Below are 20,832 nucleotides of genomic sequence, written 5' to 3' on the forward strand. Positions count from 1 at the left end.
GCCACCACCGCCGCCCCCGGAACCCCGGAGATCGTCGACCCCCGACGTGTCCAGCTGGGCGTTCTCGTCGAACCGCATCCTGACCTCCCGCGTGTCCGCGGAGATCCCACCACACCTGCCCCGGTCCTGGACGGCAGCCTGGCGGTGATCAACCCGGAGAGGTGAGCCGGGGGCTCCGACGACCGACTACCCTGCCAGGCGGAAGCGTGGCAGAGCGGCCGAATGCACTCGCCTTGAAAGCGAGCGTCACGAAAGTGACCGGGGGTTCGAATCCCCCCGCTTCCGCCAGGCCGGAGCCAGTTCCGGCGATCATCGCTCCCGCTCCTCTGCCGGGATGACAGCAACCGGTGACAGCAACGCGCCGCCGAGCTGGATGAGAGCCGCTGCCTTCTCGTCGAGGTTGCCGTGCGCGTAGACCATCATCGTGACCTTGACGTCGCTGTGCCCGACGATCTCCCGGACGACGTGCGGCGGCACACCGAGGGCGAGCAGCAGGGAGACGGCCGTGTGCCGCAGATCGTGGAAGCGGAGCGAGCCCAGGCCGGCCGCCTTCCGGATCTCGTGCCAGTAGTTGACCAGGGTCCGGGGCGACACTGAACCGCCCTGTCGGGTCGTGAAGACGAGACCGCTGCCCTCCCACTTCTCAGCGGCGGCGGCGCGCTCGACCTCGACAGCGACGCCGTCGAACTGCGCAGCCAGGAGGAAGGACTCGGCTCCGGGACGTTGGCCGCGCGGATCCGCTACGGGCTCGCCGCTTACCGGCCTCTACTCGACACCCCGGGGATCGAGTTCCGGTTCCACGCGACCACGCTCTACAACTCGATCTTCCGGTTCGACGACCAGGCCATCGTCAACATGCACGTCTACGGCGTCCCCGGAGCCCACGCACCCGCACTGCACCTGCGCAAGCTCGGCGCCGGCGACCTGTTCGACACCTACACGCGTAGCTTCGTCGACGTGTGGAGCACCTCGACCCCAGCCCGTTGGTGACCGGCCCGTGGCCCGCACCGACCACTTCCACGACCCCGACGCGCCCAAGGCGACCAGCATCGTCATCGCCGTGAGCGCCTTCGTCACCGACGACCGCGACCGGCTGCTCATGATCCGCCGCACCGACAACGACCTCTACGCGCTCCCCGGCGGACGCCACGAGCTCGGCGAGACCATAACCGAGACCGCGATCCGCGAGACCGACGAGGAAACCGGACTCAGCATCGAGGTCACCGGGCTGATCGGGATCTACAGCAACCCAGACCACGTCATGGCCTACACCGACGGTGAGGTCCGCCAAGAGTTCTCGATCTGCTTCCGTGCCAACGCCACCGGCGGGGAACCGCGCACGAGCGACGAGTCCTCGGAAGTGCTGTGGGTCGAGCGCCGGGACCTCGACAGCGTCGAGATCCACCCCTCGATCCGGCTCCGCATCGGCCACGGCTACGCCGGGACAGGGCCTCACTACACCTGACCGGCCAGGCCATGGCCGGACAGCCAGGTCTCAGCACGTTCGACCGCGCTGCTCCGAGCGAGCATGCTCACGTCGAGAGCACGGATCACGTAGTGGTCGGTCGGATAGCGGTCGCGGACCTCGTCCATCCGGTGCTCAAACGACACCCGGTCACCGTCCGGACTGGTAGTCATGTCGAGATACCAAAGCAGGTCCCGAACGATGCCGTCCTGATCGGTAAACGCCTCCAGCTCATCGAGCAGCCCCAGGACCTTCGCCTCGTACGCAGCGGCCGAATGGAACGCGACAAGGCCGCACATCGCGTCGCTAGCTCCCCGTTCATGCAGCGCCCGAGCGCCGTCGAGCGGGTGGAACCGGGTCCATCCCAAATCAGGGGCATAGCCGACGTCGTGCAGCCAGCAGGCAGCTACCAGCAGAGGACCGCTGTCTACATACGGGCTGAGGAACTCGGCCCGCGAAGCGACGCCCTGTACGTGACTCCAGCGCCGCGGGGCCAGCTCGGCCAGGTGGTGTCTCGCTAGAGAGCAGGCCGCATTGAGGTCCATCACACTGTCAGAGTAGGCCGTCTGACAGGCTGATTGTTGCGGCGTCACCGGCGTGAAGGTCACCAATCTTGTTGAGACGCAGGCGAACGGGTAACGCAAGGTCACTGAGGAGCGATTTAGTTGTCGACCCGTCAAGATTAAGGTGAAGCCTTGTCGTCGCCCGTCGCTGCAGTTCCAGGTGTGCCTCGCATTGTGCGGATCGCCCTGCTGTCGCCAATCCCAATTCTATTGATTGCATCTGCGCGTCTCCTAGTCGTTACCAACTACGACACGACCAGTGCAGTTGCGCTTGCGTCGGGAGGTGGCCTCGTTGAAACGCTAATTGGAACTGTCATTCCGTTGCTGCCTCCGTACCTTCCAGTGGCTACCATCTTCTTCCTGGTCAACAGGAACGGGCAGTTGGCGGCTATTTCGGCAGCTCTGACAATCATAATCTCACCCGCGTATGTGGATATCGGCGCTGGCTTGCGGTCCACGTGGGATGATCTGAAGCAGTTATGGGTCCTGCTGTGGGCCCGTGACTGGTCGGCACTCTGGGAGTCTCAGCGACTGGTGGTTGTTGTGGCCGGAATAGCCGCGATCCTTGGACTAATCTGGTGGGTCCGTTCTCTCACCGGCTGGCAGTTCGTCCGTAGGTTGACTGTTGTGATTGCAGTCGTTCCCATTGTTGCGTCGGGGATGCTTTTCGTCGACGCAGTGTATCGAGTCCCGTTCGACGTCAACTACTTGTCACGTGTAGCGCGCACACCGTGGACGCCTGCAGAAATCGTCACGACTAGAACAGGGCAGATAGGCGTTGTCTACGTAATGTCTATAAGTAACGGTTGGTTTGTCGTCATGCGCAACTTTGATCGCTCCATCGAGTATGTCAAGGCGGATCAAGTGACCGCTCGGCGCGTATGCGCGGTTTACGACGAAACTGAACCATTGCCGCTTATCATTCCGCGCGGTGCGAGGCAGCACACAGCGCCTCCCTGCCTGCCGTCCTAGCTTGCGTTGGCCGTGACGGTGCGATCTCGAGTCCGGCTATGTGGTGAGGACTTTCTTTACGTCTTCAAGCCGGCCCTGACGGGCCGGACGGGCGGCGTCGCAGCCGCACCGCCTACACCTTCGGCCCGGCGGGCGGCGCGCGCACGCCCGCCACCGCGGACCAGCTCGAAACGCAAGAAGCCGCACCCCGGAGAGCCCGGAATTGCGGCAGAGCAAGCGACGACCGAGGACGTGCAGAGGGTGGCGTTGGCAGGCCGGCGGTGGGGAGCCCTCCCCGCGATGTCGGCAGATCGTCGTACATGGTCCGCGCGGCGTCCAGGGCGAACCTGCGCGGGGACCCCTAGCCCCACACAGAACCGTCGCTGCGCGAGCGCCTCCGGCGCCCCTGGACACCCCGCGGACAATGCCCAAGATGGCCTCTATCGAGGAAGGGCGGTGTCTGGTCCGACATTTTGTCGTGCTGCTGGCCTGAGCCTAGGCGATTCACTCAATTGAGCCTTAGCCAATCGAATTGCGTCAGGCGCTCCCAGGCCCGTTTTACGTGCTGTTGCGGGAACGTCGCAGCCTTACGCCTGTTCCATGAGTGGACGTATTCCACAGCCTTATCGGGGTTCTTGACGACTTGTTCGTCCTGTTCGGATGCGTAGAGTACGGTAGCTAGTAGCTCCATCCCGTACGCATTTTCCCAGCCTTGGACCAGGTCGAGGACTCGATCGACATCAGTTTCAACGTCCGGTCGGGATGCCTTGAGCCACTCTCGGGCTTCGTCCTCGGCTCCAGGCGCGAGCTCGATTGGGTCAAGAGCAAGAACGGTCCGAGTACGGTCTCCGTATCCTCGGATGTAATGGCCTTCCATCGATTCAAGTACCTTGTTGAGATTCTCCGCGTACGGACCGTAGAGTCCCTTTGCGTACTTTAGTCGGAGCGGTTGACCGGCCGATTGAAGGAGGTACATAACCTTTTGAATCTCAAGCAAGGAGGCACCCGGACGAGCTAGCTCGAACCGCTCGTGGAGAGCTGCATTCGCGTATCGTCCGACTAGGGCAAGGAGTGCTGCGCGGCCGTACGTCATCGCGGGCTTAGTGGTTGCGATCACCATTTCTCTAGCCGCAGGCGCTCCTGCTGGAGGAAAGATCACCACTCTGGCAGGAATTTCGTGTAGCTCTTCCTGCATCAACGGCAAGACGTCGCTCCATTCGAGCCCACCGTTGCCACATCCAAGTGCAGGTATGGCGACACTCTCGATCTCGTACTCGCTAACGACGCGAACCAGGTCCTTAAGTCCCTCCCTGACGTCGCCAATTCGTGAGTTGGCACGCCAATGACCTTTGGTCGGAAAGTTAATTATGTACCGGCGAGGGCCGAGCTGGCCGCTATCCCAGACCAACATCCGGCCAAGTTCTACGACTCCTTGGTCACACGCGCGGCGGTAGAAGCGATAATTCTCGGGGAATGCCTGCTTAAATTGGAGGGCGACACCCTTTCCCATTACGCCGACAGTGTTCACCGTGTTTACCAGTGCCTCAGCTTCCCAGCGGAGCAGGTTGCCGCTGCCGAACTCGATCATCTGTCCTCCTCTCAAGGATGTCGCTAGCTGAACTTGGCTCCCTGGTAGTACCAGGTCGGTCTGACAATTACGGGCTGTTGATGCCCCGCTGCGGTCAGGTAGGCCCGAACGAGCGAGGCTGTGGTCTCGTTCCGGACTACGAGCTGGCGGACCAACGGCCAAGGCAGTCGCTGGTGTACGAGGAACTCCGCCGCCCTACGGGTTGCTCTCGTCGGGTCTTCGGCCGTCGAGTTCCACATCTTCGCTGCCTGTAGGGGCCAGTCCACGGCAGCGTCGAGTTCTGCGAGGTCCTCGAAGTACTCAGTTAGCTGCGCGCCACAGTTTCCGTCGCTGAACACCCACGGTAGTCCGGCATCGACGACTGCGCCGATCGTGCTGCTCAGGTAGACGAGGGGATCCTGTCCATCCTGATAGTGAGGGACCCCACCAACAGCGATCTTGTAGAGCATGGGCGACTTCGGGGCGAAGTAGAAAGGCACATAGTCACACGGGTGGCCGCGAGCACCGCAGGTTACGTGCAAGCTGCGGCGCGTGTGCTTGATGCCCAGGTCACCGACTTCGCACTGTAGTTGATCACTGACGAGGGAGTCTGCGACCAGAGCACCGACCGCAAGCATCTCTGGCAGGTTCGTCACGTGAGTGAAGTGATGGATCTCGCGTTCGAGTGGAGGTGGTATTGCCATCGGCCCGGTGGAGCCCTCCGTCCGTCGGCACCTGCCCGTGTGCCTGGACGCCGAACGCTACATGCTGGCGCTGCTACCTCCGACTGGCTCCGACCGCCCTTGCAGGTCCGTCGAGTCCTTCCTCAGTGCGGGCCTTGTTCCGGCTGTAGCGCTCCGTGGGCGCAGCAACACCATCCGTCCGGCTCGCGACGCCGTCGGCGCCCCAGATGTCGATATCGGCGCTGAGCTACTGCGAGCGTTGCATCTTGCCGAACTGTGCCTGGACGGCGGACGGACAGTGGGGTCCGATGGGGCTCCGACGTCCAGGCTTTGACCACAACCGTGACATCAACCCGAGGGCGACTCGACGGACGCCGAGGGACCCGGGTGCACGCCTGGCCAGGGCGAGTAGCAGGACGACCAGCATTCGCAGTGACCTTGAAAGCGAGCGTCACGAAAGTGACCGGGGGTTCGAATCCCCCCGCTTCCGCCAGGTCGCAGCCGGGGCCGCCTGCTGCAAGCCGCCGATGTAGCGCCCGCGTTGGACGAGCCTCCTTGAACCGCCCTGGAGGGTCGGCATCGCCTGCCACCCAGCCGCGACCCGGGAAAACCCTGATGACCGCGCTGGCCGTTGTTGCCAGCATCCGAGTCATGCAAACAGGAGACCCGCGGCCGAGTACCGATCCCGAGGCCGTCTTCGAGATCAGGGTCGGCGTGTACTGCACGGAGGCGCAAGCAAGGAAGCTGGTGGACGACATCCAGCTCATGCTCTGCCCCGATCCGTGGCACGACGGCCCGTGTCCGATCCCCTGGACGACAGCCCACTGGGACCTCGATGAGGCAGAAGCCGCTGACCGCTACTCCGTACTGATGGAGCAGGTTCGGGTCGAGCAGGGCTGAGCCGATTCCGGGAGTCGCCGAGTCGAGGACGGACAGCCCCCTGACGCCGGAAACGGTCGTCGTACGTGGTCCGCGCCGACCCCTACCCGTTGAGGTCCCTGAAGTAGCGGGCGACCGGCCAACGTTCGAAGCCGAGCGCTTCGTACGCGGCCCGCGCTGGTGCGTGGCCCGGGTCGCCACCCGTCTCGACCATCATCATCCGCAGGCCGGCGGCCCGGACGCGGGTGAACGAGTGCGCTGTCAGCGCGGCGCCGACACCGCTCCTCTGGTGCTCCGGATCGACGGCCAGGACGTAGATCTCGCCCATGTCGTCCTCGGGATGCAGCCTGGTGCAGACCCATCCGGCCGGCTGCCCGTCGACGAACGCCACGTCGACGTTCTGCGGCTCGTCGTCGAGCACCGCGGCCAGGTCCGCGAGTTGCCGGGCCCGCCAGCCGTCGGGATAGAACGCGTCGTACACGAAGCCCGGAACGGCCTGTCGCGTCTGCGGGAAAACGGGCTCCCACGCCCTCAGGGACAGGTCGAGTACCGGTTGGCGGAACTCGCCGCTGTAGGGCGTGATCGAGACGGCCACGGCTCGACGCTAGCGGTGCCGTCGACCTCGATTCACCGACAGTGCGCCGGCCGGGATCAGGATGAAACCGGATGTCGGTGAGCAGTGATCGCGCGACGATGCGGACATGACCGACCAGCAGATGTTCGTCGCCCTGCTCCTGTTCGAGTCGACGTCACCGGCCCCCGGCTACCGCCCGCTCTACCGAGAGGACGTCGTCGTGCTCCGGGCCCTGTCGCTCGCCGACGCGACGTCGGAGGCGGAGCGGCACGGCCGCCGGGCGGAGACCTCCTTCCGGAACCACTCGGGCGAGACGATCACCGATCGTCTCCTGCACGTCGTCGACGTCGCTCCCGCGCTCAGCGACGACCTGACCAGCCCGGCCGACCTCTACAGCCGCTTCTTCCGCGACATCGCGGCCTACCGGCGGTTCGAGCCCCTGCTCGACGGCGAGCCGCTGTGATCGAACGAGTGGATCGAACGAGTGGACGGACGGCCCGGAGCGCCGGCTGGAATCCGGTCGAGTCGGGGTCAGTCGGTCTTCTCGTGAAGCCACAGATCACGAACCACGCGAGCGGTCTCGTCGACATTCCGCACGACGAACAGATGCGTCCCGGTCTCCCGTGAGCCGAGCTGGAGCCGCCGGAGGTACTGCCCGTTGAACGCCGGTGGCCAGAACCGCCGCGGTGCCGTCCCCACGAAGGTGACATCGGCGAAGGCGAGCTCGAGCGGCTCCCTCTGCCCGGGCAGGTTCGTCTGCATCGGAGTGAAACGAAGCCCCCGGTCCGTGATGCGCAGCGATCCTGTCCGCCCGATCGCGCCCTGGCTGTGGACCGCGGTCATGGTGAACGGCGTCATCGGCCCCCTCGTCCTCGGTGGCGCTCAGGTACGTCCGAACGTCCACATGCTGCCCCGGTGTCGAGCGTCGTGCAGGCGTAGGCCCTCACATGGATCCCATCGGGAGGTCCCGCAGGCGCCGGAGGGGAGAGGCCAGGATCCAGAGCGGGGCTGCGATGTTCCCGACGGCGACGACCAGCAGGGTCGCCCGGGGCCCGATGGTGTCACCGAGGGCGCCGCCGAGCAGGCCACCGAGGGGGATCGTGCCCCACACCAGGAAGCGGGCGCTCGCGTTCATCCGGCCGAGCAGGCGGTCCGGGCACACGGCCTGCCGGAAGCTGACCTGGGCGACGTTGTAGACCACCGACCCGTAGCCGAGGGCGAGCAGCCCCAGCGCCGCGGCGCCGAGGAGTGCTCCGGGCTGTGCGAGCGGGATGAGCAGCATGACGGGGCTGGTGACCAGCAGCGACCAGACGATGGTGCGGGCCTGGCCGAGCCTGCGGGTCCACGCGCCGGCGGTCACCGCCCCGAGTACGGCCCCGACGCCGGTGGAGGCCAGAACGAGGCCGACGACGCCGGCGGGCTGCGCGAGCTCGCGGGCCAGGAACAACGCCAGCGCCGCCTGCATGACGCCGGTGAACAGGTTGGCCGTCCCGGTACACAGCACGATCGGTCGCAACAGGCGGTTGCCCAGGACGAACCGCAGCCCCTCGCCGATCTCGGTGAGTACCGACGTACCCCACGGCGTCAGCGCCGGTTCGACGGTGCGGATCCGCGACAGCGCCGCGGCGGAGACCAGGAAGCTCACCGCGTCGACCAGGACCGCCCCGGCGGCCCCGGCCAGCTGCACCAGTCCGCCGCCCGCGGCCGGGCCGCCCGCCGCGGCGACCGCCCGGGTGGACTCCAGCTTCCCGTTGCCGTCCACGAGCTGGGGCCGTCCGACCAGGGACGGCAGCACGGACTGGTAGGCCACGTCGAAGAAGACCGTGCACAGACCGGCCAGGAAGGCGACCGCGAGCAGCTGCGGGTAACCCAGGACGCCGAACCAGCCGGCCACCGGCACCGTGACCAGCAGCGCGAACCGGGCCAGGTCGGAGGCGATCATGACCGGGAACCGGCGTACCCGGTCGAGGACGACACCGGCGAGGAGCCCGATCAGGAGGAACCCCGCGGTCTGGGCGGCGGTGAGCAGCCCCATCTGCCAGGGCGTCGCGCCGAGCACGGTCACCGCGAGCAGGGGGATCGCGATCTCACCGATCCGGGTCCCGACCTGGCTGGCGCTCTCGCCGGACCACAGCAGGAGGAAGTCGCGGTGTCTCCACAACGAGTCCGACCGCGGGTTCCTGTCGCGCATCGCGACACCCTCGCAGGGCGGACGGCCGCCCCGACGGCGATCAGCCCGCAGCGAACGGCGACCACCGGCGTTCAGCGCTGGGCGAACGGTGAGGGGCTGCGGATCGCGATCGACGGGCCGAGCGGGGAGCGGTCACACTGTCGGGCCGCGACGACGATCAGGTGGGGGCGACGTGTCGGCCAGGTTCTTCGACGGGTTCACCGACGAGCGGATCGACGTCGGTGACGCCGAGCTGCGGGTCCGGCACGGAGGCAGCGGGCCCGCGGTCCTGTTGCTGCACGGCCATCCCCGGACCGGCGCCACCTGGCACCGGGTCGCGCCACAGCTGGTCGCCGCCGGCCACACCGTGATCTGCCCGGACCTTCGGGGCTACGGCGCCTCGTCGAAACCCGCCACGACCGCCGACCACGCCCCCTACTCGAAGCGCGCCATGGCCGCGGACATGTGCGCGCTGGTGCGAAAGCTCGGGCACGAGCGGGTCCTCGTGGCCGGGCACGACCGGGGGTCCTACGTGGCGTTCCGGATGGCGCTGGATGCACCGGACCTCGTCGAACGCCTGGCGGTGCTCGACAGCGTCCCGATCTCCGAGGCGCTGGACCGGTGCGACACGCGGTTCGCCACCGCGTGGTGGCACTGGTTCTTCTTCGCCCAGCCCGACACCCCGGAGCGGGTGATCCTGGCCGACCCGGACGCCTGGTACCGCGGCAGCGCCGAGGCCATGGGCGACGAGGCCTTCGCGGACTACCGGCGGGCGATTCACGACCCCGCCACCGTGCGGGCGATGCTCGAGGACTACCGGGCCGGTCTGGGCATCGACCGACGCCACGAGGACGCCGACCGCGCGGCCGGGAACCGGCTCCGCTGCCCGCTTCTCGTCCTGTGGTCGAGCCACGACGACATGGAGTACCTCTACGGCGACCCGCTGTCGGTATGGCGGCCGTGGGCCACCGATGTGACCGGCGGGCCGATCACATCGGGGCACCACATGGCCGAGGAGGCGCCCGATCAGCTGGCCGCCGCGCTCGGGGACTTCTTCGGCGCGCACCCGTAGCGGTGGCAGATTCACTGATTGCCCAATCAGCTCATCGAAGAATGAAGCGTCACGGCTGGTGCATCCACGGGTGCGGGTCGCGTCCGGCTCCCATCAGGAACCGGTCCCGCCAGGAGACGTGGACCTCCGGTGGGGGCGGGGGCAGCGGTGCCCGGAAGATGCCGCGTTCGCGCCAGCGCGCGGCGTCCGGCCCGGTCGTCTCCCACAGGGCCCGGGCCAGGTCCTCGGGCAGCGGGCAGGCCCGTGACCCCAGGCTCAGCGCGATGTCGTGGGCCAGGAACGAGCGGACGACGGCGAGCCGGCACAGCAGGTCGGCGACGGTGGTACTCGCGCCCGAGTGCTCCGTCGCCGTCGCCGCGCCGTCGGTGACCGCGCGGGCCGCGTCGCCGGCGATCTGCGAGCACCGGACGGCCGCGGTGTGCGGGTCCTCGCCGAGCGGGTCCTCGTCGAACGGCTCCGGGGCCTTTCCGGCCAGCAACGCCGGAACCCGCGCGTCGTCCCGTGCCAGCCGCACGACCGTGGCCCGCATCGAGCACTGCCGGTCGTAGCCGGGGACGTCGAACAGCGCGGGGAGCTGGATGGTCCAGTCCTCCGGCCGGATCCGGCCGAGGACCTCGTTCAGCACCGGCTGGGCCTTCAGGAACAGCTCCGCTTCGCGGATCATCGACGTCTCCTTCGGCGACCTTGCAGGCAGGGCGTCATCATCGCCGGTCGCCGCGGCCGCCGGAAGGCCGAACTCGATCAGTCCCGGCGGCGGCGGGCCCGGAACGCCGCCGCCTGCCGAGGCTCCGGGGGATCCCGGAGGCCGGGTGGGGTCCGACCCGGAGGCCCGGGACGCGCCGGTCCGGGCACGATGGAGGTGTGCGACTCCTGCTGAACGTCATCTGGCTCGTGCTCTGCGGCTTCTGGATGGCCGTCGGGTACGTGCTCGCCGGTCTGGTCGCGTGCGCGCTGATCGTGACTATCCCGTTCGGCATCGCGTCGTTCCGGATCGCGGCCTATGCGCTGTGGCCGTTCGGACGCGAGGTCGTCCCGCACCCGGGTGCCGGCGCCGCGTCCACGATCGGCAACGTGCTGTGGATCGTGCTGTTCGGCTGGTGGCTGGCCCTCGGCCACGTCGTCACCGGTATCGCGCTCTGCGTGACGATCATCGGCATCCCGCTCGGGATCGCGAACTTCAAGCTCGTCCCGGTCTCGCTGCTGCCGCTCGGGACGGTGATCGTCGACTCCGACCACCCCGTCGCCGTCCCGCAGACCCGGAACGGACGGAACTAGGCCGGATCGGAGAGGAACTCGGCACCGGCGACGGCCAGGTGACCCGGGTCGTCGACGCCGCACAGCTCGCGCGCCGAGTGCATGGACAGCACCGGGATGCCGACGTCGACGGTCCGGATGCCCAGCCGGGTCGCCATGATCGGGCCGACGGTCGTCCCGCACGGCACGGTGTTGCGCGCGACGAACGTCTGGGTGGGGACCCCGGTCGACCGGCAGGCACGCTGCCAGGCCGCCGCGCCGGGGGCGTCGGTGGCGTAGCGCTGCACCGCGTTGACCTTCAGCGACGGGCCGCCGTTGGGGATGCTGAGGTGACCGGTGTCGTGGCGGTCCAGGTAGTTCGGGTGGGCCGCGTGCGTCACGTCCACGGACAGGCAGCGTGAGCGGGCGAACACGGTGCGGCGGGCGTCGAATCCGCCTGCGAGCTGGGTCAGGACCGTCTCCAGCAGCGGACCGGCCGCGCCGGATGCGGTGTCGGAGCCGATCTCCTCGTGGTCGAAGCCGACGAACACCGGCACGGTGCCCGGGTCGCGCCCGGCCGCGTCGAGCAGCGCGGTGATCCCGGCGTGCACCGAAGCCAGGTTGTCCAGGCGCGGTGCGGCGAGCAACTCCTCGTCGCGGCCGAGGGTGGCGGCCGGGGTGAGGTCGTAGGTGAACAGGTCGTGCGCGGCGACGTCCTCCGGGTCCACCCCGGCCTGAGCGGCCAGGAACTCGACCAGCTCGCCGTCGGTGGGCCGGCCGATGCCCCAGACCGGGAGCAGGTGACGCTGCGAGTCCAGCGTCAGGCCCTGGTTGACGCTGCGGTCGAGGTGGACGGCCAGCTGCGGGATCCGCAGCAGCGGGCGGTCCACGCGGACCGGGACGACCCGGCCGTCGTAGAGGGCGAGGCGTCCGGCCAGGCCCAGGTCGCGGTCCAGCCAGGAGTTCCACAGGGCGCCGCCGTAGACCTCGACCGCAACCTGCCGCCAGCCCGCTGCACCCGTGTCCGGGTTCGGCTTGACCTTGAACCCCGGGGAGTCGGTGTGCGCGGCGAAGATCCGTAGCGGCGTCGCGCCGGGGACGCCGGGCTGCCACCAGGCCAGCACCGTGCCGTCCCGGACCAGGTAGCGCCCACCGGCGGCCTCGTTCCAGGGGGCGTCCTCGGGCTGCTCGGTGAACCCGGCCGCGCTCAACCGTCGTACGGCCTCGGCCACGGCGTGGTACGGCGAGGGGCTCGCGCCGATGAAGGAGGCCAGATCGCGCGCTACGTCGGTCACGTGAGGGATCCTCGCAGGGATGCGTGATCGGTCGTTCGAGGTGGTGGTGGTCGGGGCCGGGTCGGCCGGGTGCGTCCTGGCCGGGCGGCTGTCCGAGCGCGGGGTCCGGGTGCTGCTGGTGGAGGCCGGCTCGCTGTCCGTCCCGCCGGACGTGGCCTCGATCGCCTCGCTCGCCGCGACCGCGCCGGAACACGCGCTGAACTGGGCGTTCCGGGCCAGCCTGGTTCGCGGCGGCCAGCAGGCGGCCGTGCCCCGCGGCAAGGTGCTCGGCGGCTCGGGGGCGATCAACGGCGGCTACTACGTGCGCGCGGTGCCGGCGGACTTCGCCGACTGGGCGGTGCCCGGCTGGTCCGACGACGACGTCCTGCCCTACTACCGGCGGGCAGAGAACGACCTCGACGAGGCCGGGCCGCGGCACGGCGACTCCGGCCCGATGCGGATCTCCCGCCCGTCCGGTCCGCTGCTGGCCGACGCGACCCGGCCGTTCCTGGCCGCCTGCGCGCGCCTGGGCTACCCCTCGGAGCCGGACAAGAACGCCGCCGCCCCGCCCGGGGCCGGGCCGGTCCCGACCAACGCCGTCGGCGGACGGCGGGTGAGCGCCGCGACCGCCTACCTGCCTCCGCCGTGGGGGATCGCCGCCCCGCGCGACACGCTCACCGTGCGCGGCGGCACGCCGGTGTCGTCGCTGGTCGTCGAGCACGGCCGGGTCACCGGCGTCCGGCTCGGGGACACCGTCGTGCACGCGGGCGAGGTGGTCGTCTCGGCCGGCGCCGTCGGTACCCCCGCACTGCTGCTGCGCTCCGGGATCGGCCCGGAGGACACGCTGCGCACGGCCGGGGTCCCGGTGCTCCACGAGCTGCCCGGGGTCGGGCGCTGCTGGTCGGACCACCCCAGCGTGTTCCTGCCGTTCCGCGGCGGCGGGGGGATCGGCCCGGACGCGGTGGCCGGGCAGGCCGCGCTGAACCTCGACTCCGGCGCCGACCCGGCGGGCGACCTGGAGATCCTGCTGTTCGCGCGCCCCTTCGCGATGGACGGGCCCGCGCACCTGATGTGCGCGCTGCAGCACCCGGAGAGCCGCGGGATGCTCGCGATCGACTCTCCGGACGTGGCCGACCCGCCCCGGCTGGACTACAAGTACCTGCGCACCGAGTCCGACCGTCGCCGGATGCGGGCGGCGATCCGGGTCGCGGCCGAGATCATGCGCGCCGCCGGCTGGACGCGGGTGGCACCCGGCGGCGACGTGCTCGGCAACGACGCCCGCCTGGACGGGTGGATCCGCGACGTCCTGACCACCTCGGTGCACCTGTCCGGGAGCGCGCGGATGGGGACCGACCCGGACTCCGTCGTCGATCCACAGCTGCGTGTGCACGGTGTGGACGGCCTGCGCGTCGCCGACACCTCGGTCCTGCCGTCCGTCCCGCGCCGGGGGCCGGCCGCGACCGCGATCATGATCGGCGAGCGGGCCGCGGACCTCGTCCGGAACCCGGGTGCCGGGGGCGACTCGGCCCGCTACCGTCCGCGACGTGCTCCGGGTGGCCTCGGTCGGTGACGTCACGGCGATGCAGGCGGTCGAGCGCGCCGCCGGGGAGCCGTTCCGCGGGCTCGGCATGGACGCGGTCGCCGACGACGAGCCGCCGGCCGCGGAGGTGCTGCGCGGGTTCGTCGACGGCGGACGGGCGTGGGTCGCCGAGAGCGGCGGTGCGGTGGTGGCCTATCTGGTCGCCGACGTGGTGGACGGCTGCGGGCATGTCGAGCAGGTGTCCGTGCATCCCGACCACGCAGGGCACAGGTGCGGCGCCGCGCTGGTCGAGCACCTCGCCGCGTGGTCACGGCAACGAGGCCACCCCGCGCTGACGCTGACGACGTACCGGGACGTGCCGTGGAACGGCCCGTACTACGCCCGGTGCGGCTTCCGGGCCCTGAACGGCGACGAGCTCGGCCCGGGCCTACGGACGATCCGTGCCGACGAGGCCGCCCGCGGCCTGGACCGGTGGCCGCGGATCGCCATGCGCCGCGAGCTCCGACCCGGCCGGAACGGGCCGCTCAGCCCGACGACCTGACCTGGCGGAACGGGACGTCCTTGTCCACCTCGGGCTCCTTCGGCAGGCCGAGGATCCGCTCGCCGACGATGCTGCGCTGGATCTGGTCGGTGCCCCCTCCGATGGAGGTGAAGTAGGCGTTCATCGCGGCGAAGTTCGCCTCGTCGCCGTCCGGGTGCGCGGAACCCTCGAGCATCGCCTCCGGCCCGACGATCGCCGTCTGCACCGCCCCGTCGAGGTGCACCATCCGCGACATCGCCAGCTTGCCCAGCGACGCGACCGGCGACGACGTGCCCTGCTCCAGCTCGGCCTGCGCGCGCTGGTTGTTCCACCGGTTCACCGCGCGCAACGTCAGCAGGCGTGCGATGTCGTCCCGGATCCGCCGGTCGCCGATGCACCCGTACCGCCGGGCCAGCGCCACCAGGTCGACGTCCCCGGAGGCGTCGACGGCGCGGCCGCTGCGGACGCTGGCGCCGATGTTGGACTCGGCCAGGGCCGCGCGTTCGTAGGCCAGCGCCGTCTGCAGCACCCGCCACCCCTGCCCGGGCGCGCCGAGCATGTGCGTGGCCGCGACCCGGGCCCCGGTCAGGAACACCTCGTTGAAGTGCGCCTCGCCGGTCATCTGCCGCAGCGGCCGGACCTCGACGCCCTCCTGGTTCATCGGCAGGAAGAAGAAGCTCAGGCCGCGGTGCTTCGGCACGTCCGGGTCGGTCCGGGCGAGCAGCATCCCGTAGTCGGCGCGGGCGGCGTTCGACGTCCACACCTTCTGTCCGTCGACCACGAACCCGTCCCCGTCGGCGACGGCGGTGGTGCGGACCGCGGCCAGGTCCGACCCGGCGCCGGGCTCGCTGTAGAGCAGGCACATCGTGATCCGGTCGAGCAGCAGCGGCCGCAGCAGCTCGGCCCGCAGCTCCGGGGTACCGAACGCGAGGACGGTGTTCGCCCACAGGTTCACACGGTCCTGCCCGGACCCCGGCGCGCCGGCCGTGCGGAACTCCTCCTCGACGGCGTCCGCGTCCGCGTCGGACATCCCGAGCCCCAGCGCCTCCCGCGGCCAGCGCGGGACCGCGTACCCGGCGTCGACGACGCGTTCGCGCCAGGCGTCGCGGTCCTCGGTGCCGGAGCTTTCGATGCCGGAGCCCCAGTGCTCGGCCAGCCACGCGCGGACCTCGGCACGCACCCCGCCGGCCTCGGTCGAGACCGTATCCGGCCCGGAGGCGGAGGCGGAGGCGGTGTCCGTGGAGGTGGCCACGCCGTCCTCGACGGCGCTCAGGTACCCCTCCCGGTGCGCGGCCGGGCTGCCGAACAGCGCCGCGCTGCTGCGGGCCCGGCGCAGGTAGCGGTGCGCCGGGTGCTCCCAGGTGAACCCGATGCCGCCGTGGATCTGGATGTTGTCCCCGGCCGCCCGGACGAAGACCTCCGAGCAGAACGCCTGCGCCATCGACGCGACGGCGGCCGCGTCCGGCCGGTCCTCGGCCAGCGCCCACGCCGCCCGGTAGGCCGCCGAGTACGCCGACTCGACGTCGACCAGCAGGTCGGCGCACAGGTGCTTGACGGCCTGGAAGCTGCCGATCGCCCGGCCGAACTGCACCCGCTCCTTCGCGTACGCCACGGCCGCGTCCAGCACCGCGCGGGCGCCGCCCGCCTGCTCGGCGGCCAGGACGACCCCGGCCGTGCGCAGCGCCCGCTCCAGCGCGCGGGCCGCGTCCGGGCCCTCGGCGAGCAGCCGGGCCGGCGCCGCGTCGAACGTGACGTCGGCCAGCGGGCGGGTGGCGTCGAGGGTGCCCAGCGCCGTCACCGTGACCCCGGAGGCGGCGGCGTCCACGGCCAGGACGCGCGGGCCCTCGGCCACGACCAGCAGCAGGTCGGCGAGCGGCCCGTCGGTGACCCAGCGCCGCCGGCCGGAGACGGCGGTGCCGGAGTCCGCGGCCACCACACCGGTTCCGCGCAGGTCCCACCCGTCGTCCCCGGCGATCGCGACGGTGGCGATCCGCCTGCCGCTCCCGACGTCGGGCAGGTACTGCTCGGCAGGCCCCGCGGCCAGCTCGGAGAGCAGCGTCGCGGCCAGCACCGCACTGGACAGGTACGGCACGCCACAGAGCCGGCGTCCCATCTCCTCGGCCACGACGGCCAGCTCGACCGGGCCGGCCCCGGCGCCCCCGTGCCGCTCCGGAACGGCCAGCCCCACCACGCCGAGCTGGCCGGACAGCAGGTCCCAGAGCTTTCGGTCGAGGTCCGACGGATCGTCGTCGTGCCCGGAATGGTCGTCGAGCAGGTCGCGGACCGCGGCGCGCAGGGCGACCTGTTCGTCGCTGAAGTCGAAGGTCACGAGCGCCAGCCTCGTTCACCCGCCCGGTCCGGAGCAAGATCGCCGACGCCGCGGCATCGCGCCTGCGAGACCCGGGCTGGATAGGTTGGGCCCATGACGTCGGACAACCCGTTCCTCGCGCCCAGCGAACTGCCCCACGAGCTGCCGGACTTCGCCCGGATCCGCGACGAGCACTTCCTGCCGGCGTTCACCGCGGGCATGGACGCCCAGCTCGCCGAGATCGAGGAGATCGTCGCCTCCGGTGAGCCGACGTTCGAGAACACGATCGTCGCCCTGGAACGGTCCGGGAGGGTTCTCGACCGGGTGGCACGGGTGTTCTTCACCCGCGTCGGCGCGCACACCTCGCCGACGATCCAGGAGATCGAGGCCGAGGTCGGGCCGCGCCTGGCCGCGCACGCCGACACGATCGGCCTCGACCCTCGGCTGTTCGCCCGGATCGACGCCCTGCACACCGCGCGCGACGGGCTGGGCCTCGACCCGGAGTCGATGCGCCTGCTGGAGCGCCACCACCGCGACGCCGTGCGCGCCGGGGCCCGCCTCGGACCGGACGAGCAGACCCGGCTGCGCGAGCTCAACGGCGAGCTCTCCGCACTGTCCACCGAGTTCGGCAGCCGCCTGCTGGCCGGAGCGAACGACGCCGCCGTGCACGTCACCGACGTCGCCCGCCTCGACGGCCTGTCCGCGGACGCGGTCACCGCGGCGGCCGGTGCCGCCGCCGACCGCGGCCACGACTCCGGGTACCTGCTCACGATGGTGCTGCCCACGCACCAGCCCGCGCTGGCGTCGCTGACCGACCGCGCGCTGCGCGAGGAGCTGCACCGCGCCTCGGTCCGCCGCGGCTCCGAGCCCGGCCCGTACGACACCCGCGACGTCATCCGCCGCACCGCCGCGCTGCGCGCCGAGCGGGCGCGGCTGCTCGGCTACCCCGACCACGCGTCCTACGTGATCGACGATGCCACCGCCCGGACCGCGGAGGCGGCCGGGGAGATGCTCGCCGGGCTGATCCCGGCCGCTGTGGCCAACGCCGACCGGGAGGCCGCGGAGCTCGCCGAGCTCGCCGGGGCGGACCTGGACGGAGGGCGACTCGAGCCCTGGGACTGGGCGTTCTACGCCGAGCACTACCGCAGACAGCACTTCGACGTCGACGCGTCGGTGCTTCGGCCCTACCTGGAGCTCGAGCGGGTGATCCACGACGGCGTGTTCCACGCCGCCGGAGCTCTCTACGGGATCACTCTCGCCGAGCGCACCGACCTGGTCGGCTACCACCCCGACGTCCGGTTCTGGGAGGTCACCGACGCCGACGGGTCCGTGCTGGGCCTGTTCGGGGCCGACCTGTGGGCCCGGCCCACCAAGCGCGGCGGGGCGTGGATGAACAGCCTGGTCTCCCAGTCCGCGCTGCTCGGCCAGCGCCCGGTCGTGATGAACACGCTCAACCTGGTCAAGCCGGCCCCGGGCGAGCCGGCGCTGCTGACCCTGGACGAGGTCCGGACGCTGTTCCACGAGTTCGGGCACGCCCTGCACGGGCTGTTCTCCTCGGTGCGGTACCCGACGTTCTCCGGCACGTCGGTGCCGCGCGACTTCGTCGAGTTCCCCTCGCAGGTCAACGAGATGTGGCTGGAGGACCCGGCGGTGCTGACCCGGTTCGCCCGCCACCACGAGACCGGCGAGCCCCTGCCGACGGCGCTGCTCGACGCCGCCCTGGCCGCGCGCGGCTACGGCGAGGGCCAGGCCACCACCGAGTACCTGGCCGCGTCGCTGCTCGACCAGGCCTGGCACCGGATCACCCCGGACGGCGCACCGGCGACGGCCGACGACGTGCTCGCGTTCGAGGCGGACGCGCTCGCCGCCGCCGGGGCGGCGCACCCGCAGATCCCGCCGCGCTACCGCAGCACCTACTTCAACCACGTGTTCGGCGGCGGCTACAGCGCCGCCTACTACTCCTACATCTGGGCCGAGGTGCTCGACGCGGACACCGGTGCCTGGTTCACCGACCACGCGGGCCTGCGCCGGGAGAACGGCGACCGCTTCCGCCGCGAGCTGCTCTCCCGCGGCGGCGCCGTCGACCCGATGGAGGCCTACCGGGCGTTCCGCGGGCGCGACCCGGAGATCGGGCCGCTGCTGGCGCGCCGCGGGCTGGCCACCACCGGGAGCTGAGCCCCGGGCCCCGGACACCGGACCGCCCGCCACGTCCGGTGGGGAGCGCCGGGCGTGGCGGGCGGTTCGTGGTGTGCGGAGCGGGCTGCTCCGCGGGCGGGGACTACTTGTACTGGCGCATCCAGGCGACCTGCATCTCGCTCGGCTCGGGGGAGCCGCCGTCCGGGAAGTAGTCGAGCTGGATGGTCGGGTGCATCGGCCCCGGAGGCTGGGTCGAGGAGTCCGTGTTCTGGAAGAACTGGACGCCGTCGACGTAGCCGGTGATGCCCTCCGGCGTCCAGGACACCGCGTAGTTGTGCCACTGGGTGATGTCGAGGGCCTTCTTGGCCGACTCCTGCGAGTTGTCGGAGCCGTAGTGCAGGAAGAACGACACGTCGTCGGCGGCGCTGTTGGTCTCCGCGAAGTCGATCTCGCCGCCCTCCGGCCACTGACCGGAGTCCGGCCACAGCAGCAGCACCGGGTGGTACTGCTTGTCGCCCTTCGGGAACTTCGCGCGCACCTCCCACTTGCCGTACTGCTGGCCCTCGCCCCAGGAGATCCCCCCGGTGTTGCCCTCCGAGTCGCCCCGGATCACCAGGTTGCCGTCCTGCATCGACACCGCGTCCGGGGTGCGCCGGCCCTGGCCGTCGTGCCCGGGGCCGTCGTAGGCACTCCAGTTCGACCCGAGGCCGGCACCGGTGAACTCGTCGCCGCCGAGCGCGGACCAGCCCTGCTTCAGCGCGGTCTGCACGCCCTCGCCCGCGACCTGGGCCGCGCCGGCGACCGCAGCCAGGGGCGCGGGAGCCTGCCCGGAGCCGGACGGCGCGTCCGAGCCGGAGCCCTCGTCGTCGTCGCCGTCGTCGGAGGAGCTCTCGGCCGCTGCGGCCGCGGCCGCCTGCTGGGCCTTGCGGCGCTCGGCCGCCTTCTCGGCCGCGACCGCGGTCCCGATCTGGTCCGAGGCACCTTGCGTGACCTCGGACAGGGTGCGCGACCCGGCCTCGCCGTTGGACGCGCTCGAGGCGACCTGGCTGACGTCCGAGGACGCCCGCCGTGACCCGTCGTTGACCAGCGCCGAGTTCAGGTCGGGTGCCTGCGAGCCGGGCTGCAGCGTCGTGAAGACCAGCGCGGCGGCCAGGACCGCGGCACCACCGATGCCCAGCGGGGCGAGCCGGCGCACCGACGACCGGCGGGTCGCGACCTCACGGTCGATCTCGATGACGGAGGCGTCGGCGTGGGGAGTCGCCGATGCCCCGGTGTCCTCGGGTCGGGTGTCGTCGTGCCGGGTGTCGTCGGGGCGGGCGCCCTCGGAGGAGACCGGTTCGTCCGGCTGTTCTTCGGGTACACGGTGGGAGCCGGTCCCGGAGGACCGTTGGGCGGGCAGGTGGGGAGCGCTGTCGGTCGCGGTCTCCGGTGTGTCGGCGATGACGCCGGTCCCGAGGTCGAGATCGGGGGAGACCGCGTGGTGTCGACCCGTGGGCACAGAGGGGGAGCTGTGCTCTGCGGTGACTCGTGCGATCAGCTCTCGGGGGTCGAGCTGATCCACCGCAGCGGAACTCTTCCGTCGCATGGGGCGGGACTCTATGGAGAGTCACGTTCGGTCACCACCCAAACTGAGAAGGATGGTTGCGTCCTCGCGCCGACAGGTAGTCCTGGCGCGCTCAACGAGCGCGTACCGTAGCGTGACGCGACCGTCTACGCCGAATGGACCAATGAGCCTCTCAGACAGGGCCGAACGCAGCAACCCGTTCGTGTCCGTCGCACCGTTAGCCGATTGTTACCGGCCTCCGGCGGCACCAGAGTGGGGCCGATGACGCCCTCCGCTCCCCACGGGGTTCGTTCGTGACCGCCGTCGCGCTCTTTCCCGCGGAGGCGGCGTGGT

At 70.6% G+C, this 20,832-nt stretch carries 21 protein-coding genes and 1 tRNA gene; 11 read left to right on the forward strand and 11 right to left on the reverse strand.

Annotation, left to right across the window (positions count from 1 at the left end; translation table 11 throughout):
• Positions 1–200: 200 nt before the first annotated feature.
• Positions 201–288, forward strand: a tRNA-Ser gene (locus I4I78_RS14660).
• A gap of 21 nt (positions 289–309) precedes the next feature.
• On the opposite strand, the gene I4I78_RS14665 is transcribed toward I4I78_RS14660, so the two are convergent.
• Positions 310–699, reverse strand: a complete 390-nt coding sequence (locus I4I78_RS14665) for a tyrosine-type recombinase/integrase (RefSeq protein WP_218611885.1) — start codon at positions 697–699, stop codon at positions 310–312.
• 24 nt (positions 700–723) lie between these two features.
• Here I4I78_RS14665 and I4I78_RS14670 point away from each other — a divergent pair, with 24 nt between their 5' ends.
• Both I4I78_RS14670 and I4I78_RS14675 read left to right on the forward strand, forming a co-directional pair.
• Entirely contained in the window at positions 724–990 is a 267-nt protein-coding gene (locus tag I4I78_RS14670) for a hypothetical protein (RefSeq protein WP_218611867.1), read from the forward strand.
• A 7-nt stretch (positions 991–997) separates the two neighbouring features.
• Positions 998–1,465 (forward strand): NUDIX hydrolase, encoded by a 468-nt coding sequence (locus tag I4I78_RS14675; protein ID WP_218611868.1) that lies wholly within the window; start codon positions 998–1,000, stop codon positions 1,463–1,465.
• On the opposite strand, the gene I4I78_RS14680 is transcribed toward I4I78_RS14675, so the two are convergent.
• The gene (locus I4I78_RS14680; RefSeq protein ID WP_218611869.1) at positions 1,456–2,073 is read right to left on the reverse strand and encodes a phosphohydrolase; all 618 of its coding nucleotides are present in this window, start codon (positions 2,071–2,073) and stop codon (positions 1,456–1,458) included. The genes I4I78_RS14675 and I4I78_RS14680 overlap by 10 nt on opposite strands.
• A 129-nt stretch (positions 2,074–2,202) precedes the next feature.
• Here I4I78_RS14680 and I4I78_RS14685 point away from each other — a divergent pair, with 129 nt between their 5' ends.
• Positions 2,203–3,000 (forward strand): hypothetical protein, encoded by a 798-nt coding sequence (locus tag I4I78_RS14685; RefSeq protein WP_218611870.1) that lies wholly within the window; start codon positions 2,203–2,205, stop codon positions 2,998–3,000.
• Positions 3,001–3,487: 487 nt separating this feature from the next.
• Here I4I78_RS14685 and I4I78_RS14690 read toward each other — a convergent pair whose 3' ends face one another.
• Both I4I78_RS14690 and I4I78_RS14695 read right to left on the reverse strand, forming a co-directional pair.
• A complete protein-coding gene (locus tag I4I78_RS14690; protein WP_218611871.1) occupies positions 3,488–4,567 on the reverse strand; it encodes a macro domain-containing protein in 1,080 nt (359 codons plus the stop codon).
• A gap of 23 nt (positions 4,568–4,590) precedes the next feature.
• Positions 4,591–5,250: a DUF4433 domain-containing protein gene (locus I4I78_RS14695; RefSeq protein WP_226379723.1), complete on the reverse strand. Its 660-nt coding sequence runs from the start codon at positions 5,248–5,250 to the stop codon at positions 4,591–4,593.
• Positions 5,251–5,844: 594 nt separating this feature from the next.
• Between I4I78_RS14695 and I4I78_RS14700 the strand changes: the two genes are divergently transcribed.
• Positions 5,845–6,129, forward strand: a complete 285-nt coding sequence (locus I4I78_RS14700) for a hypothetical protein (RefSeq protein WP_218611873.1) — start codon at positions 5,845–5,847, stop codon at positions 6,127–6,129.
• Positions 6,130–6,211: 82 nt separating this feature from the next.
• On the opposite strand, the gene I4I78_RS14705 is transcribed toward I4I78_RS14700, so the two are convergent.
• Positions 6,212–6,703, reverse strand: coding sequence for an N-acetyltransferase (locus I4I78_RS14705; RefSeq protein ID WP_218611874.1), 492 nt, complete (start codon positions 6,701–6,703; stop codon positions 6,212–6,214).
• A 106-nt stretch (positions 6,704–6,809) separates the two neighbouring features.
• Here I4I78_RS14705 and I4I78_RS14710 point away from each other — a divergent pair, with 106 nt between their 5' ends.
• The gene (locus tag I4I78_RS14710) at positions 6,810–7,145 is read left to right on the forward strand and encodes a DUF4288 domain-containing protein (protein ID WP_218611875.1); all 336 of its coding nucleotides are present in this window, start codon (positions 6,810–6,812) and stop codon (positions 7,143–7,145) included.
• Positions 7,146–7,213: 68 nt separating this feature from the next.
• Here the strand turns inward: I4I78_RS14710 and I4I78_RS14715 are convergent, their stop codons facing one another.
• A complete protein-coding gene (locus I4I78_RS14715) occupies positions 7,214–7,540 on the reverse strand; it encodes a hypothetical protein (protein ID WP_218611876.1) in 327 nt (108 codons plus the stop codon).
• A gap of 85 nt (positions 7,541–7,625) precedes the next feature.
• The gene (locus I4I78_RS14720; protein ID WP_218611877.1) at positions 7,626–8,873 is read right to left on the reverse strand and encodes an MFS transporter; all 1,248 of its coding nucleotides are present in this window, start codon (positions 8,871–8,873) and stop codon (positions 7,626–7,628) included.
• A gap of 172 nt (positions 8,874–9,045) precedes the next feature.
• Between I4I78_RS14720 and I4I78_RS14725 the strand changes: the two genes are divergently transcribed.
• Positions 9,046–9,924, forward strand: coding sequence for an alpha/beta fold hydrolase (locus I4I78_RS14725; protein WP_218611878.1), 879 nt, complete (start codon positions 9,046–9,048; stop codon positions 9,922–9,924).
• 49 nt (positions 9,925–9,973) lie between these two features.
• On the opposite strand, the gene I4I78_RS14730 is transcribed toward I4I78_RS14725, so the two are convergent.
• Complete coding sequence (locus tag I4I78_RS14730; RefSeq protein WP_218611879.1) at positions 9,974–10,588, reverse strand: hypothetical protein; 615 nt, start codon at positions 10,586–10,588, stop codon at positions 9,974–9,976.
• A gap of 197 nt (positions 10,589–10,785) precedes the next feature.
• Between I4I78_RS14730 and I4I78_RS14735 the strand changes: the two genes are divergently transcribed.
• On the forward strand, positions 10,786–11,199 hold the full coding sequence (locus tag I4I78_RS14735; protein ID WP_218611880.1) for a YccF domain-containing protein: 414 nt from the start codon (positions 10,786–10,788) through the stop codon (positions 11,197–11,199).
• Here I4I78_RS14735 and I4I78_RS14740 read toward each other — a convergent pair.
• Positions 11,196–12,452, reverse strand: coding sequence for a M18 family aminopeptidase (locus I4I78_RS14740; RefSeq protein ID WP_218611881.1), 1,257 nt, complete (start codon positions 12,450–12,452; stop codon positions 11,196–11,198). The genes I4I78_RS14735 and I4I78_RS14740 overlap by 4 nt on opposite strands.
• A gap of 19 nt (positions 12,453–12,471) precedes the next feature.
• Between I4I78_RS14740 and mftG the strand changes: the two genes are divergently transcribed.
• Both mftG and I4I78_RS14750 read left to right on the forward strand, forming a co-directional pair.
• On the forward strand, positions 12,472–14,001 hold the full coding sequence (gene mftG, locus I4I78_RS14745; protein WP_226379724.1) for a mycofactocin system GMC family oxidoreductase MftG: 1,530 nt from the start codon (positions 12,472–12,474) through the stop codon (positions 13,999–14,001).
• The gene (locus tag I4I78_RS14750) at positions 13,976–14,512 is read left to right on the forward strand and encodes a GNAT family N-acetyltransferase (protein ID WP_218611882.1); all 537 of its coding nucleotides are present in this window, start codon (positions 13,976–13,978) and stop codon (positions 14,510–14,512) included. Before mftG ends, I4I78_RS14750 begins: the two co-directional genes overlap by 26 nt.
• Here the strand turns inward: I4I78_RS14750 and I4I78_RS32850 are convergent.
• Positions 14,496–16,820 (reverse strand): acyl-CoA dehydrogenase, encoded by a 2,325-nt coding sequence (locus tag I4I78_RS32850; RefSeq protein WP_308252116.1) that lies wholly within the window; start codon positions 16,818–16,820, stop codon positions 14,496–14,498. The two genes, I4I78_RS14750 and I4I78_RS32850, sit on opposite strands and share 17 nt — an antisense overlap.
• 93 nt (positions 16,821–16,913) lie before the next feature.
• Here I4I78_RS32850 and I4I78_RS14765 point away from each other — a divergent pair, with 93 nt between their 5' ends.
• Positions 16,914–18,974 carry a M3 family metallopeptidase gene (locus I4I78_RS14765; protein ID WP_218611883.1) on the forward strand — a complete coding sequence of 687 codons (2,061 nt, stop codon included), beginning with the start codon at positions 16,914–16,916 and terminating at the stop codon, positions 18,972–18,974.
• A gap of 103 nt (positions 18,975–19,077) precedes the next feature.
• Here the strand turns inward: I4I78_RS14765 and I4I78_RS14770 are convergent, their stop codons facing one another.
• A complete protein-coding gene (locus I4I78_RS14770) occupies positions 19,078–20,433 on the reverse strand; it encodes a glycoside hydrolase family 16 protein (RefSeq protein ID WP_218611884.1) in 1,356 nt (451 codons plus the stop codon).
• Positions 20,434–20,832 lie beyond the last annotated feature (399 nt).

This window comes from Pseudonocardia sp. KRD291 (assembly GCF_019263595.1).
In the GTDB taxonomy this organism is placed as follows: Bacteria; Actinomycetota; Actinomycetes; order Mycobacteriales; family Pseudonocardiaceae; genus Pseudonocardia.